General features: G+C 59.3%; 13 protein-coding genes and 1 pseudogene. 9 read left to right on the forward strand and 5 right to left on the reverse strand.

What is annotated here, in order from left to right:
* Window positions 1-157: 157 nt before the first annotated feature.
* A complete protein-coding gene (locus tag RGM3321_RS16630; RefSeq protein WP_244393985.1) occupies window positions 158-2,449 on the forward strand; it encodes an EAL domain-containing protein in 2,292 nt (763 codons plus the stop codon).
* 114 nt (window positions 2,450-2,563) lie between these two features.
* Here the strand turns inward: RGM3321_RS16630 and RGM3321_RS16635 are convergent, their stop codons facing one another.
* Window positions 2,564-2,869, reverse strand: a complete 306-nt coding sequence (locus RGM3321_RS16635) for a DUF2288 domain-containing protein (protein WP_244393986.1) — start codon at window positions 2,867-2,869, stop codon at window positions 2,564-2,566.
* On the opposite strand from RGM3321_RS16635, the pseudogene RGM3321_RS16640 reads away from it, so the two are divergent.
* The 8 genes and pseudogenes from RGM3321_RS16640 to RGM3321_RS16675 all read left to right on the forward strand — a co-directional run.
* A pseudogene (locus tag RGM3321_RS16640) lies at window positions 2,868-3,122 on the forward strand (hypothetical protein); the annotation flags it as partial. The gene RGM3321_RS16635 and the pseudogene RGM3321_RS16640 sit on opposite strands and share 2 nt — an antisense overlap.
* 73 nt (window positions 3,123-3,195) lie before the next feature.
* The gene (locus tag RGM3321_RS16645; RefSeq protein ID WP_244393987.1) at window positions 3,196-4,320 is read left to right on the forward strand and encodes a branched-chain amino acid ABC transporter substrate-binding protein; all 1,125 of its coding nucleotides are present in this window, start codon (window positions 3,196-3,198) and stop codon (window positions 4,318-4,320) included.
* A gap of 227 nt (window positions 4,321-4,547) precedes the next feature.
* Window positions 4,548-5,471 carry a high-affinity branched-chain amino acid ABC transporter permease LivH gene (livH, locus tag RGM3321_RS16650; RefSeq protein WP_010432468.1) on the forward strand — a complete coding sequence of 308 codons (924 nt, stop codon included), beginning with the start codon at window positions 4,548-4,550 and terminating at the stop codon, window positions 5,469-5,471.
* A complete protein-coding gene (locus RGM3321_RS16655) occupies window positions 5,468-6,733 on the forward strand; it encodes a high-affinity branched-chain amino acid ABC transporter permease LivM (RefSeq protein WP_244393988.1) in 1,266 nt (421 codons plus the stop codon). The genes livH and RGM3321_RS16655 overlap by 4 nt, the downstream gene beginning before the upstream one ends.
* Entirely contained in the window at window positions 6,730-7,497 is a 768-nt protein-coding gene (gene livG, locus RGM3321_RS16660; protein WP_002554806.1) for a high-affinity branched-chain amino acid ABC transporter ATP-binding protein LivG, read from the forward strand. The genes RGM3321_RS16655 and livG overlap by 4 nt, the downstream gene beginning before the upstream one ends.
* On the forward strand, window positions 7,498-8,199 hold the full coding sequence (locus RGM3321_RS16665) for an ABC transporter ATP-binding protein (RefSeq protein WP_002554807.1): 702 nt from the start codon (window positions 7,498-7,500) through the stop codon (window positions 8,197-8,199).
* Window positions 8,200-8,455: 256 nt separating this feature from the next.
* Window positions 8,456-9,136: a hypothetical protein gene (locus tag RGM3321_RS16670; RefSeq protein ID WP_244393989.1), complete on the forward strand. Its 681-nt coding sequence runs from the start codon at window positions 8,456-8,458 to the stop codon at window positions 9,134-9,136.
* Between the two features lie 96 nt (window positions 9,137-9,232).
* Entirely contained in the window at window positions 9,233-10,846 is a 1,614-nt protein-coding gene (locus RGM3321_RS16675) for an NAD(P)/FAD-dependent oxidoreductase (protein WP_244393990.1), read from the forward strand.
* A 195-nt stretch (window positions 10,847-11,041) separates the two neighbouring features.
* Here RGM3321_RS16675 and RGM3321_RS16680 read toward each other — a convergent pair whose 3' ends face one another.
* The 4 genes from RGM3321_RS16680 to RGM3321_RS16695 form a co-directional block, all read right to left on the reverse strand.
* Window positions 11,042-11,506, reverse strand: a complete 465-nt coding sequence (locus RGM3321_RS16680) for a glycine zipper 2TM domain-containing protein (protein ID WP_004657512.1) — start codon at window positions 11,504-11,506, stop codon at window positions 11,042-11,044.
* Between the two features lie 147 nt (window positions 11,507-11,653).
* Window positions 11,654-12,301 carry a pyridoxamine 5'-phosphate oxidase gene (pdxH, locus tag RGM3321_RS16685; protein WP_244393991.1) on the reverse strand — a complete coding sequence of 216 codons (648 nt, stop codon included), beginning with the start codon at window positions 12,299-12,301 and terminating at the stop codon, window positions 11,654-11,656.
* Window positions 12,302-12,597: 296 nt separating this feature from the next.
* Window positions 12,598-13,725: an OmpA family protein gene (locus RGM3321_RS16690; RefSeq protein ID WP_244393992.1), complete on the reverse strand. Its 1,128-nt coding sequence runs from the start codon at window positions 13,723-13,725 to the stop codon at window positions 12,598-12,600.
* Window positions 13,726-13,878: 153 nt separating this feature from the next.
* Entirely contained in the window at window positions 13,879-15,027 is a 1,149-nt protein-coding gene (locus RGM3321_RS16695) for a serine hydrolase domain-containing protein (RefSeq protein WP_244393993.1), read from the reverse strand.
* Between the last annotated feature and the right edge of the window lie 8 nt (window positions 15,028-15,035).

Genomic DNA, 15,035 nt, shown 5'->3' on the forward strand with positions numbered 1-15,035 from the left:
TACGCAAGGTAGATGATGGCCTTTTATAACTATTCGTTATTGAGCCAATATCAAAATGGCAGCTCGTTGGGGTAGCAGGTTGTAAACAGCTTCTATACTCAGCTCAAACCGCCAGGTCCTGAGGCTTGGCGCTCTTGTAGTGAGAATAGGGCGTGCTATGGAGTGGCTGGGTTTGAACGTATTCGCTGGCCTCCCAGCGGACGGGCAATTATTGATCGACTGCAGTCATAACCTGTTTCTGGTAGCGCTGGCTTACGGTGTGGCCTGCGCTGCATGCTTTGCCACGCTGGATATTGCCGACCGTGTCATCCAGGTCGACGCCATCAAGAGCCGTCGCCTGTGGAAAGCGCTGGGTGCGTTATGCCTGGCGGGCGGCGTGTGGGCGATGCACTTCATCAGCATGCTGGCGTTTCAGGCCCCGCTGAAAATATCTTACGACCTGACGGTTACTCTGGCTTCCCTGCTGATCGTGCTGGTCACCGCACTGGTGGCCATGAGAGCCCTGACCATCCCCGAGCTGACGCTGAAGCGCTGTCTGATCAGTTCGCTGGTCATGGGCACAGGTATCAGTGTCATGCACTATCTGGGCATGTCGGCGATGCGCTCCGCTGCCACGGAGTACTACGAACCGCGGATGTTCGCGCTGTCGATCCTCGTCGCGGTGCTTTCCAGCATCGCGCTACTGACACTGTCCCGACATCTGCGTCAGTACAACGGCATGTTTCATCAGATGTTCCGCTACGGGGTGAGTCTTCTGCTGGGTGCGGGTTTGCTGACCATGCACTTGATGGGCATGAGGGCACTGCGACTGGTCATGCCCGAAGGCGCTGCACTGCACATCCCCGGCACCGAAAACAGCCAGCAGCTAGGTCTTACCATTGCCGCCATCACGCTGCTTATCATCGCCGGCAGCATCAGCGCGGCAATGGCCGACAAGAAACTGCAAGGCAAGGAGCATGACCTGCAGCGCGTCAACGCGCTGCTCAGCCAACTGGATCAGGCCCGCGTCTCGCTTCAGCAGGTGGCCCATTACGACCCTTTGACCAACCTGATCAACCGCCGGGGCTTCAATCAGATATTTGCCGAAAAGCTGCAGGAGCACACCTACAACAACGGCATGCTTGCGGTGATGTTTCTGGACATCGACCATTTCAAGCGCATCAACGACAGCCTGGGCCATGACGCCGGTGACGAACTGCTCAAGGTGATCGCCGAACGCATCCGCAGCGCCACCCGTGTTCAAGACGTAGTCTCCCGTTTCGGGGGCGATGAATTCTGCATCCTGCTGAGCATTCCGGACTACGAAGAGGCACGAAACCTGGCCTATCGGGTCATGCAAAAAATGAAGGAAACCATCGCGCTGGCAGGAAGGCGCATGGTCATGACGACCAGTATCGGTATCGCCGTGTTCCCGCGCGACGGTTCGACCTGCGATGAACTGCTCAAGCACGCAGACCTCGCGCTTTACCAGTCCAAGGGCAACGGACGCAACAGGGTCAATTTCTTCAGCCCCGCGCTGAAGACCAAGGCGAGTCTGGAGCTGCAACTGGAGGAGGAACTGCGCAATGCCCTGCGCGAAGAGACCGGCCTGCAGGTTTACTATCAGCCTATAGTCGACATGCGTACCGGCCACGTTGCCAAGCTGGAGGCACTGGTGCGCTGGAATCACCCACAACACGGTCTGCTGGCTCCCGGGCGCTTCATCGGCATTGCCGAGGCCAACGGTCTGATCGCCGAGCTGGACAACTGGGTGCTGCGCCGCGCCTGTCACGACCTTCGCACACTGCGTCAGGAAGGGCTGGAACAGCTGATCATCACGGTCAACTGCTCAGCACTCACGCTGGGCCGCGACGAATTGGTCGAAGAGGTCGAACACGCACTGGCCGACGCCGACGTTGCACCTGGCCGACTGGAACTGGAGGTGACCGAAAATGCGTTGATGGGCAATATCAGCAACACCATCCTGATGCTCAAGCACATTCGCAGCCTGGGGGTCTCGCTGTCGATTGACGACTTCGGCACCGGCTACTCATCGCTTGCCTATCTCAAGCGGCTGCCACTCGACACGCTGAAGATCGACCGATCATTCATCATTGATATTCCCCAGTCCCCACAGGATATGGAAATCGTCCAGGCGATTATCGTCATGGCTCATACCCTGCACCTGAAAGTCGTTACAGAGGGCGTGGAAACCCCGGCTCAACTGGAGTTTCTCAGCCAGTTCGGCAGTGATTATGTACAAGGCTATCTGTTCAGCAAGCCCCAGCCACTGGAGCGAATCCTGCCCCTTGCCAGGCAGATGAACGAGCGCGAACCGACTACGCGGTGGTCTGTCCTGCCACCACCGCATATGCACGGCCCGGACATCGACGTTTCAGAACCTGATGACGTGTTCGCCGACCTGCCCGACAATTACGATTTTGCCACTCACAGGCCCATCCGTACCTGACGCTCTGCTTCACAGTCACTGATCGGCAGGTGTGGTTTTACGCTACGCCGACGTCGGCACAGTTACCTTCCAACTCACTTCGGCAAACCGCAATGCACCTCAATGGTGCGCAAATCAATTCTGCGCTCTGTTTTGAATCAGAACCCAAGGTGCCACCACTACAGCCCAGAGCGCAGGATCGGTCTCCACCAGCTCAAGCGCCTTGCTTTCCGAGACCTTGCCAACCTGCCCTTCAGCCAGCCATGCAGACACCTTTGCTGCATCATTTTCGGCCACTGCCTCGGCGACTTCGATCAAATCCAGGGGCAGTTCGACCCACAACAGGGCACCCTTGGCAAAGAATGGTTGCAATTCAGTCCAGGTGATTGATGCGGTTTCGCCAAGCAGTTTGGCATAGAGGGTGCTAGGTTCTTGCGTCATGGGTTTCACCAGAAAGAAAATCGGCGCAATGATAGCGCCGACTTTCCCACCGGCAAGCCCAGTAGCAGGTGATTTATCGCAGGGACGTGCAGATAACCTTATGGATCTGAAGCGATTTCAGACACTCCGGCGGTTTGATTCTGTAACTTTCTTTCGATTAAGCGACACGCATCGGTTTGCCCCCAAACGCCCGGCTTTCCAAGCCAACGAGCGGCACTCTAAACTGTTCCGGTACAGTTGGCGGCGTGGGAAACCCGGTGATCGAATCCGGTCCTGGAGCCTTGGCCATCAGGATTATAAAAACTACAACGCAAGAGTGGAGCATCATGACTAAGGGTACCAATAAGCTTTCAAGGCTGTTTGCCGCACTGGTTATGGCGGGGGTTGCCAGCCATTCGTTCGCAGCTGACACCATCAAGATCGGCATCGCCGGCCCCAAGACCGGCCCGGTTGCCGAATACGGCACCATGCAGTTCAACGGCGCCAAAATGGCCATCGAGCAGATCAACGCCAAAGGCGGCGTGGATGGCAAAAAGCTTGAAGCCGTCGAATACGATGACGCCTGCGATCCGAAACAGGCCGTTGCAGTCGCCAACAAGGTGGTCAACGACGGCGTGAAATACGTGGTAGGTCACCTGTGCTCCAGCTCCGCCCAGCCAGCGTCCGACGTTTACGAAGACGAAGGCATCATCATGGTGACCCCGGCTGCCACCAGCCCGGAAATCACCGCACGCGGCTACAAACTGGTGTTCCGCACCATCGGTCTCGACAGCGCCCAGGGCCCGGCCGCTGGCAACTACATTGCCGACGTCGCCAAGCCGAAAATCGTTGCAGTGATCCACGACAAGCAGCAGTACGGCGAAGGTATCGCGACAGCCGTCAAGCAAACGCTGGAGAAAAAAGGCGTCAAGGTTGCACTGTTCGAAGGCATCAACGCTGGCGACAAGGACTTCTCGTCGCTGATCGCCAAGCTCAAGCAGGCCAACGTCGACTTCGTCTACTACGGCGGCTACCACCCTGAACTGGGCCAGATCCTGCGTCAGTCCAAGGAAAAAGGCCTGAGTGCCAAATTCATGGGCCCTGAAGGCGTCGGCAACGAGTCGATCTCGCAAATCGCGGGTGATGCTTCGGAAGGCCTGCTGGTTACCCTGCCAAAATCCTTCGACCAGGACCCGGCCAACCAGGCGCTGACCGAGGCTTTCAAGGCCAAGAGTCAGGACCCGAGCGGCCCGTTCGTGTACCCGTCCTACTCCGCCGTACAGGTCATTGCTGACGGCATCGCTGCCGCCAAGTCCGAAGACACCACCAAGGTGGCTGCTGCCATCCACGCCGGAACCTTCAAGACGCCAATGGGCGAGCTGAGCTACGACGAAAAAGGTGACCTGAAGAACTTCCAGTTTGTGGTCTACGAGTGGCACTTCGGCAAGCCCAAGACCGAAGCCGCCAAATAAGCTGCTTGCGTTAACCCTCAAAGCCCACTGCCAGCGCAGTGGGCTTTGTTTTACGAATCCAGGCCCGTACGCAGGTTTCGGCGACCCGAACTGCATGCACGAGGCCCCCTGAAAATCTTAAAACCGTCAACAGCGGTTCCCTGACAGCGCAACAGGCTACGCATCGACAGAATGCCACCCCGGCGCAGGTCAGAGAAATGCAGATCAGGTTTTTAGGAGCGCGGTAAATGCCCGAGTTATTCCACTACATGCAGCAGCTGGTCAATGGCCTGACCATTGGCAGTACGTATGCATTGATCGCCATCGGTTACACGATGGTGTACGGCATCATCGGAATGATCAACTTCGCCCATGGCGAGGTGTACATGATCGGTTCCTATGTCGCTTTCATGGCACTCGCCGGTCTGGCGATGCTGGGTATTCACAGCCTGCCGCTGCTGATGATTGCCGGTTTTGCCGCTGCGATCATCGTGACCAGTGCCTACGGATACAGCATCGAGCGTGTGGCCTACCGTCCGTTGCGCAACAGCAACCGTCTGATTCCGCTGATTTCTGCGATCGGCATGTCGATCTTTCTGCAGAACTCGGTCCAGCTTTCCCAGGGCTCCGGCAACTTCGCCATCCCCAACCTGCTGCCCGGCAGCCTCTCGTTCGGGCCCGGTGGCGCGCAGGAAGTGCTGATTTCCTACATGCAGATCGTGGTGTTCGTCGTCACCCTGCTGGCCATGACCGGCCTGACCCTGTTCATCTCCCGCTCGCGAATGGGTCGCGCCTGCCGCGCCTGCGCCGAGGACATGAAGATGGCCAATCTGCTGGGCATCAACACCAACAACATCATCGCCCTGACCTTCGTGGTCGGTGCAGCACTGGCCGCCGTCGCCGCCATGCTGCTGAGCATGCAATACGGCGTGATCAACCCCAACGCCGGTTTCCTCGTCGGCCTGAAAGCCTTCACGGCTGCGGTACTGGGCGGTATCGGCTCAATCCCGGGTGCCGTGCTCGGTGGCCTGGTACTGGGCGTCGCCGAAGCTTTCGGTGCCGACATTTTTGGTGATCAGTACAAGGACGTCGTGGCCTTCGGCTTGCTGGTTCTGGTGCTGCTGTTCCGACCGACCGGCATCCTGGGTCGTCCGGAGGTTGAGAAAGTATGAGCAAGTCTTTCAAACAGGCGCTGTTCAGCGCCGCACTGGTCTGGGCTGTGGCCTACCCGGTGTTCGGCCTGAAGCTGGCCTTTTCCGGCGTCACCCTGCAAGTGCAGAACGCCAGCCCGCTGACCCTGACCATCATTGCCGTGTGTTCGGTCCTGCTGTTTCTGCGCGTATTGTTTGCCGAGCAGATCAGCGGCCTGCGTCGCGGCTCCGACAAGCCGCTGATCCCGCAAAAAACCAGCGACTTCCTGACCCAGCCGAAAACCCAACGCTGGGGCTTGGCCGCATTGATCGTGCTGGCGTTCATCTGGCCATTCTTCGGTTCGCGCGGTGCGGTGGACATCGCCACGCTAATCCTGATCTACGTCATGCTCGGCCTGGGCCTGAACATCGTGGTCGGTCTGGCCGGTCTGCTGGACCTGGGCTATGTCGGTTTCTATGCAGTCGGTGCCTACAGCTACGCCTTGCTGTCCCACTACTATGGGCTCGGCTTCTGGATCTGCCTGCCGATTGCGGGCCTGATGGCGGCGCTGTTCGGGTTCTTGCTGGGGTTCCCGGTGCTACGCCTGCGCGGTGACTATCTGGCCATCGTGACACTGGGGTTCGGCGAGATCATCCGCATCTTCCTGCGCAACCTCACCGAGCTGACCGGTGGCCCGAACGGCATCAGCAACATCGACAAGCCGACCTTCTTCGGCCTGACTTTCGAGCGCAAGGCTGCTGAAGGCATGCAGACCTTCCACGAGTTCTTCGGCCTGCCGTACAACTCGATCAACAAGGTCATCTTCCTCTACCTGATCGCCCTGCTGCTGGCACTGGCGGCGTTGTTCGTCATCAATCGCCTGCTGCGCATGCCGATCGGCCGGGCCTGGGAAGCCTTGCGCGAAGACGAAATCGCCTGTCGCGCACTGGGTCTGAACCCGACCGTGATCAAGCTCTCGGCCTTCACCCTTGGCGCTGCGTTCGCAGGTTTCGCAGGCAGCTTCTTTGCTGCACGTCAGGGTCTGATCACCCCGGAATCGTTCACCTTCATCGAGTCGGCAATCATCCTGGCCATCGTGGTGCTGGGTGGCATGGGCTCGCAGCTGGGCGTGATCCTGGCCGCCATCGTGATGATTCTGCTGCCTGAGCTGATGCGCGAGTTCAGCGACTACCGCATGTTGATGTTCGGCGCGCTGATGGTGCTGATGATGATCTGGCGTCCACAAGGCTTCCTGCCGATGCAGCGCCCCGAAATGAAATTGAAAGCGGAGCTGCCGAAATGAGCCGCCCATTACTGCAAGCCACCGGCTTGAGCATGCGTTTTGGCGGCCTGCTGGCGGTCAATGGCGTTGCCCTGACCGTCAATCAAGGGCAGGTCGTATCGATGATCGGCCCCAATGGTGCGGGCAAGACCACAGTCTTCAACTGCCTGACCGGTTTCTACCGGCCAAGCGCAGGCACTATTCTGCTGGATGGCGAGCCCATTCAAGGCCTGGCCGGTCACCAGATTGCTCGCAAGGGCGTGGTGCGGACCTTTCAGAACGTGCGCCTGTTCAAGGAAATGACGGCGGTGGAGAACCTGCTGGTTGCCCAGCATCGGCATTTGAATACCAACTTCCTGGCCGGGTTGTTCAAAACCCCGGCGTTCCGCCGCAGCGAACGCGAAGCCATGGACTACGCCGAGCACTGGCTGGAAGCCGTCAACCTCAAGGAATTCGCTAACCGCCCTGCCGGTACACTGGCCTACGGTCAGCAACGCCGTCTGGAAATCGCCCGCTGCATGATGACGCGCCCGCGCATCCTGATGCTCGACGAACCGGCAGCCGGGCTGAACCCCAGAGAAACCGACGACCTGAAAGCGCTGATCGGCGTGTTGCGCAGCGAGCACAACGCTACGGTCCTGCTGATCGAGCACGACATGAAACTGGTGATGAGCATTTCCGACCACATTGTGGTGATCAATCAGGGCACGCCTCTGGCAGACGGTACGCCGGAACAGATTCGTGACAATCCTGATGTGATCAAAGCCTACCTGGGGGAAGCGTAAATGCTGCAGTTCGAAAACGTTTCCACCTTCTACGGCAAGATCCAGGCGCTGCACAGCGTCAACGTGGAAGTACGCCAGGGTGAAATTGTCACCCTGATCGGCGCCAACGGTGCGGGCAAGTCCACGCTGCTGATGACGCTGTGCGGCTCACCACGCGCGCACAGCGGCAGTATTCGCTACATGGGCGAAGAACTGGTCGGGCTGGAGTCGTCGATCATCATGCGCAAGAGCATTGCCGTGGTGCCGGAAGGCCGTCGCGTGTTTGCGCGCCTGACCGTTGAAGAGAACCTGGCGATGGGCGGTTTCTTCACGGAAAAGGCTGATTATCAGGAGCAGATGGACAAGGTCCTGCAACTTTTTCCACGCCTCAAGGAACGCTTCAATCAGCGCGGCGGCACCATGTCCGGTGGCGAACAGCAGATGCTGGCCATCGGTCGCGCACTGATGAGCAAGCCCAAACTGCTGTTGCTGGACGAGCCTTCGCTGGGTCTGGCGCCGATCATCATCCAGCAGATTTTCGAGATCGTTGAACAGCTGCGCCGTGATGGCGTGACGGTGTTTCTGGTCGAACAGAACGCCAACCAGGCCCTGAAAGTCGCTGATCGCGCCTACGTACTGGAAAACGGCCGTGTGGTCATGCAAGGCACAGGCGAAGAACTGCTGGTCGATCCGAAAGTGCGGGACGCGTATCTGGGCGGCTAAGCGTACGCCACGTCCCGAGAGGCCGAAACGGTTTTGCAGGAGCGAATCGGGCGATGCTTCGCCTGTTCGAGAAGGCGTTCGTTTTAACGATGTATTTTCATCGAACAAAACGGCCCTTTCGCGAACAAGTTCGCTCCTACTGCCAGAGTCAGGCCTGCACGATAGTCAAAGCCACTGCTCGCGCGATAAGCATCCCGACCCTTGTGATGAACCTCCAGTCTGAGTAACGTGACGGCACTTGTCTGGAGACCACATCATGTTTGCTGCCCGTTCCGTCCTGTTATTTGCCCTTCTGCCACTGTTCGCCGGGTGCCAATTGCTCGGCAAACAGACCGAGGAACCCAAGGTATCCACGGCAGGCATGCTCCGTATGCAGGGCGACCTGACGGGCAGCAATGGCCAGTTGCTGTTCAAGCCGTGCAACGAGCAGCGGCGCTATGTGGTCAAGGATCGCGGCAATACCGGCATCTTGCAGGAAGCCGCTTCACTGGCAGACAGCAAGGGCACGGTATTCGCCGATCTGCGCGGTAATTTTGCCGCAAGCAAAGCGGCCAACAGCGACGGTCAGCTGGACCTGCATCAGCTGTACCGTGTCGAGCGTCCCGGCCAGGCCTGTGAAGACGCCAATTTCAAACGTCTGACCTTGCACGTCAATGGCAATAAACCCGCCTGGAACGTCAACGTCAGTGGCAAGGGCATGGTGCTGGAGCGCGAAGGTCTTGCACCGCTCGCCTTGCCTTACGTGGAAGAGAAGCTGCCCGACGGCAGCTTCAGCGTCAGCAGCGAAGCCAACAACCAGCGCATCGAGATCTGGGTGGCACCGCAACGCTGCGTTGACAGCGTCAATGGTTCGGTACAACACCTGACTGCCGAGCTGCGTATCAACGGCCAGGCCCAGCGTGGCTGCGGTTATTATGGCGGTTCGCGCGACGAGTGATCAGGCAGGCTCGCCGCCAAAGGGGTTCAGCGCTTATAATCGCCGGTCTTGTAGTGCTGTCGGGCTGAACCTGCGGCCCGAAAACTGGACCCCTTAATGTTACGAATCACCGAACTCAAGCTGCCGATCGATCACCCGGAAGAAGACCTGCGCGTTGCACTCTTGCAGCGCCTGGGCATCGACAGCAGCGACTTGCTGGACTTTACCCTCTTCAAACGCAGTTACGACGCGCGCAAAAAGTCATCCGAGCTGTGCTTTATCTACACCATCGACTTTCAGGTCAGTGATGAACAGGCACTGCTGCGCAAACTGGCCGATGACCGCCACGTCGGCCCGGCGCCTGATGTCAGCTATAAAGTGGTTGGTCATGCTCCCGAGGGGCTGACAGAGCGCCCGATCGTCGTGGGCTTCGGGCCGTGCGGTATCTTTGCCGGGCTGCTGCTGGCGCAGATGGGCTTCAAGCCGATCATCCTTGAGCGCGGCACCGAAGTTCGCCAGCGCACCAAGGATACCTGGGGCCTGTGGCGCAAAAACGTGCTTAACCCCGAGTCCAACGTGCAGTTTGGCGAGGGCGGTGCCGGGACCTTTTCCGACGGCAAGCTTTACAGTCAGATCAAGGACCCGAAATTCATCGGCCGCAAGGTACTGCAAGAGTTCGTGAAAGCCGGTGCGCCGGAAGAAATCCTTTACGTCAGCAAGCCGCATATTGGCACGTTCCGCCTGACAGGCGTGGTCGAGAACATGCGCCATCAGATCGAAGCGCTGGGCGGTGAAGTACGCTTTCAGCAGCGCGTAACCGACGTGATGATCGAGGACGGCCAATTGCTGGGCGTGCAGCTGGACAGCGGCGAACAGCTCGAGTCCCGGCACGTGATTCTGGCGCTGGGCCACAGTGCCCGTGACACCTTCCGCATGCTGCACGGCCGTGGCGTGTTCATGGAAGCCAAGCCGTTCTCGGTGGGCTTCCGCATCGAACACCCGCAATCGCTGATCGACCGCGCGCGACTGGGCAAATATGCCGGTCACCCGAAGCTCGGCGCAGCCGATTACAAACTGGTGCACCACGCCAGCAACGGCCGCTCGGTCTACAGCTTCTGCATGTGCCCTGGCGGTACGGTCGTGGCAGCCACGTCAGAGCCCGGCCGAGTGGTCACCAACGGCATGAGCCAATACTCGCGCAATGAGCGCAATGCCAACTCGGGCATCGTGGTCGGTATCTCGCCGGAACAGGACTATCCGGGCAGCCCGCTGGCCGGTATCGAGTTACAGGAACGCCTGGAGTCTCACGCTTATCTGCTCGGCGGCAGCAGTTATGAAGCACCGGCGCAGTTGGTCGGCGACTTTATCGCTGGCAGGGCCTCGACAGCACTAGGCAGCGTTGAGCCCTCATACAAACCGGGCGTGAAACTGGTGGACCTGGCAGATGCCCTGCCCGCCTTTGCCATTGAAGCCATTCGTGAGGCATTGCCTGCGTTCGACAAGCAGATCAAAGGCTTCTCGCTGCACGATGCGGTACTGACCGGCATCGAAACCCGTACCTCGGCACCGCTGCGCATTACCCGCGGACCGACCCTGCAAAGCCTGAACACCAAAGGCCTTTACCCGGCCGGTGAAGGCGCTGGCTATGCGGGCGGGATTCTCTCGGCTGGCGTGGACGGCATTCGGGTTGCCGAAGCGCTGGTGCGGGACATGCTGGGGATCGAGGGCTGACTTCAGAATGACCATCGTTATACATAAGTCTTGTGGGAGCGAGCTTGCTCGCGAAGAGGCCGCGACACCCCCAAGAAATAGGGCGTTAGATACATCGTCTTCGTGAGCATTGGCACGATATTCACGCTCGTTCACGCCTGGCAATAAAAAACCCCGAGCATTGCGGCTCGGGGTTTTGCTGTGCGGTGTTACAGATCAGTGGGTGACGCGGCTTGTGCCGTTGACACTCATGATGCGTACGCGCTCGCCGACCCGGAAAATCTCGTTTTCCTGAACCTGCTGCACATAGGCACGCATGCTGCCGTCATCTTCACGCACGGTGATTTCAACACCCTGCGTACGGGTCAGGCCTTCTTCGGTCGCTGAACCCAGCAGACCACCGGCCACCGCGCCGATTACCGCAGCCACGATGCTGCCGCGGCCGCCACCAATAGCGCTGCCACCTACGCCGCCGACGACCGCACCCGCAGCACCGCCAATCGGAGTCTTGGTGCCTTCGATTTTAACCGGACGCAAGGATTCGATAGTGCCCATGCGGACGGTCTGTACGGTCCTGGCCTCATCGCGGGAATAGGAATCACCGGTCAGGTTCGAGGCACAGCCGCCCAGCATCAATGCCATGGCAGTGAACGAAGCAACCAGAAGAGCAGACTTGCGCATAAGGGAATCTCCAGAGGAATCAGTGGCCATTAGACTACCTGACAAAGGTGCTGTCACGGCCCCGATCCTGCAATTTAAGTTCATTCAGGCGGCATACAGCGGCCCACCTGCATAACGCTCAGACGATGGGCCGGGCGAATAATTCAATCAGGGCGCAAGGCGCTCGCGCGTCCACCTGCCGTTTACCGAACGATAGTTCAAACGGTCGTGAAGTCGACTGGAGCGACCCTGCCAAAACTCGATTCGCTCAGGCAAAAGGCGGTAGCCCCCCCAGTGCTCGGGGCAGTGTGGCTGGGTGTCTGCGAAGCGTTGTTCCGTCTGTCTGATCAAACCTTCCAGCTCGTCACGATCTGCGATCACGCGACTTTGTGGTGAAGCCCATGCACCCAGACGGCTGCCCAGAGGACGCACTTGGTAATAAGCATCGGATTCCTGCGCGCTGACTTTCTCGACCCGGCCTTCGATACGCACCTGACGCTCCAGCGTCGGCCAGAAGAAGGTCATGGCCGCGAATGGACGTGCAGCCAGTTGCTGGCCCTTGGCGCTTTCGTAGTTGGTGAAGAACGTGAAACCCTGCGTGTCCAGCCCCTTGAGCAGCAAGACACGGCAATGCGGACGTCCTTGCTCATCGACCGTCGCCAGGGTCATGGCATTGGCCTCGACCGGCGGCTGCTCGGTTTTTACAGCGTCGTCAAACCAGGTGTGAAAGAGCGCAAAGGGCTCGTCCGGTGATTGCGCCTCGGTCAAGCCGTCGCGGGTGTAATCACGGCGCATGTCGGCCAGGGTCTGAGTCATGGTTTCATTCCTGCGCAGATATCATGAACGTTAGCTAACTCTCGTTACGAGGCTCGGCGCTCGCCGTTATCACACATTTGTTTTTGATTCTGGCCGAAGGCCGTGGGAGCGAACTTGTTCGCGAAGACGGTGATTCAGACGATACGTTTCGCAGACTGTACCGGCCTTTTCGCGAACAAGTTCGCTCCCACGCCCTCCGGGCAGAAGCCTGAAAGCCTTGTTTTTCAGGCTATTCAGGACTTGTGCACAACGCAAAGCGCGGAGCGTGGAGACGAAAGTCGTGAGGTAACCAGGCCTCAGTTACTGGCCTGGCTGTCATCTTTCTTGGCGGGCGCCTTGGCCTTGGTCGCTGCTGGTTTTTTAGCTGCTGCGGTGGTCTTGGCAGGCGCTGCCTTTTTGGCAGTGCTGGCCTTGGCCGGCGCTTTCTTGGCAGTGTCTTTCTTCGCCACGGCGGCTTTCTTGGCAGGCGCGGCAGCAGGTGCTGGCGCTACCGGCTTGACGTCCTGGGTGGCAACCATGACCGGAGCAACCGGCGGCAGCGCATAACGGACCATCAGCGCGCGCATGGTGTCCTGCGGCGTCATGAGGATTTCAACACGACGATTGAGTGCACGGCCTTGCAGGCTGTCGTTTGCGGCACGTGGCATCACGGCACCCATCCCGCGCTGGCTCAGGCGATTACGCTCCAGGCCACTGAGACGGAAAATCGCGGCAACAGACTGCGCGCGTTCCTGACTGATCTTCTGGTTGGCTTCGGTAGGCCCCGACGTGTCGGCATGCCCGAGAATCAGCACGGCAGTTTTCTGATCGCCTTCGACCGCCTTGGCGAGTCGGGTGATAGGGCCGAGTGTGTTGGGCAGCAACATTGCTGGGCGGTCCGGGTTGAACGAGCTGTCGACTGGCGCAGTGATTGCCAGCAGGTCTTCGCGGCGCTCCAGCTGGAACGGGCTGTCCTTGATTGCAGCGCGCAGGCGCGGCTCGTACTCGTCCAGCCAAGCCTGGGTCACTTTCGGATCAGGCATCGGCAACGCTTTAGGCTCGTCCTTCTTGCCCTCGCTACCGAACGGCCACCACCACTTGCTGTCGGTTTCCGACTTGGCTACCAGCGCAGGCGCAGCTGGCTTGTCGGCAGGCTTGTCGGCCACGGCATCAGGTTTGGCCTGCGCGTTATCTTTCGAGCCGAACGGCCAGTACCAAGGCGCACTGCTTTCAGCGCCAGCCGCAGGTGCTGCTGGTGCCGCAGCGGCCTTGGCGACCGGAGCAGGTGCCGGAGCCTTTGCAGCAGCGCCTGCATCAGCAGACTCGCTGCCTGAACCGAACTGCCACCAATGGCCTCCGGTTGCAGCAGAGTCGGATTGAGGGGTTTGAGCACAGCCGGTAACGGCGATGCACAGGGCGAGAACGAGGCTTTTATTAGACGACATGGATAACCCGCAACGGTTTTGATCAGACAGAAGGACGTGACTACGCCGGTATAACATGCATAAAGATGCAGTTGGAAAAAGAAACCGTCGTACGGTTCCTGTTACAGCCATTTAACTGACAGTCGGTATGAAACAAGCACTTATGGCCGATACTTACTGCAAACACTCACGCAGGATCCCGACCAGTTTTTGCGCACGCGGGTCCATCAGAATGTACGGCCCCAGGGTATTGGTAACGAAGCCAAAAGCGACCTCATAATCAGGATCGGCGAACCCGACCGAACCACCCGCTCCGGGATGGCCAAACGCTTTGGGGCCAAGACCATAGGTCGCGTTGGCAACGGTCGGTTGGTCAAGCATGCAGCCCAGGCCCAGACGGGTCGAGGTCAGCAGAGTCTTGTCCTGACCGAGGCTGTGCTCACGGGTCAGCTCGTTGAGCATGTCTGCTTCAAGCAGGCTGCCATCCAGCAAACCGTTATAGAACCCGGCAAGACTGCGCGCATTGCCATGGCCGTTGGCCGCCGGTTGCTGCATGCGGCGCCATTCGGGTTTGTTGGTGCTGGTCATGATCGACGGCGGATTAGTGAACGCCTTGGCAGTGATGGAGGCTGGCTCGCGCATCGTCGCTTGGAGTACGCGCTGAGCGGCATCGTCACCGGTGTTGCCTTTGCCGCGAGCGATATGGGCAACACGATGAAACTGGTCATCCGCCAGGCCCACATGAAAATCCAGCCCCAGCGGGCGAGAAATACGCGCGGCAATGGATTCCCCAGGGCCTCGACCGTCGGCCCGACGCAGCACCTCGCCCACCAGCCAGCCATAGGTGATTGCCGCATAACCGTGGCCCTGCCCCGGCGTCCACCAAGGTTCTTCGGCCGCCAGCGCCGCCGTCATGGTATCCCACTCGTAAAGCGCTTCGGCAGGCAGTTGCTCGCGCAGCGCAGGCAAACCGGCCTGATGGCAGAGCAGTTGACGCAAAGTGATCGATGCCTTGCCCGCCGCGGCGAATTCGGGCCAGAGTCTGGCGACGGGTTCGTCCAGCTTCAACTTGCCTTCTTCAACCAGCTGCAATACCGCCACGCTGGTGAAAGTCTTGGTGCACGAGAACAGATTGGCGATGGTGTCGGTGTGCCAGGCTTCGGCAGCGTCCTTGTCCGCGGTGCCAGCCCAAAGATCAACGACCGTCTGGCCGCCGACCTGGATGCACAAGGCGGCTCCACGCTCCTGAGGATCGTCAAAAAGCGCCGCAAAGGCTTCACGTACTGCTTCGAATTGAAGTTCGTAATGACCCTGGATCTGCAACGGCTGAC

Source organism: Pseudomonas sp. RGM 3321 (genome assembly GCF_022836805.1).
Taxonomy (GTDB): Bacteria; Pseudomonadota; Gammaproteobacteria; order Pseudomonadales; family Pseudomonadaceae; genus Aquipseudomonas.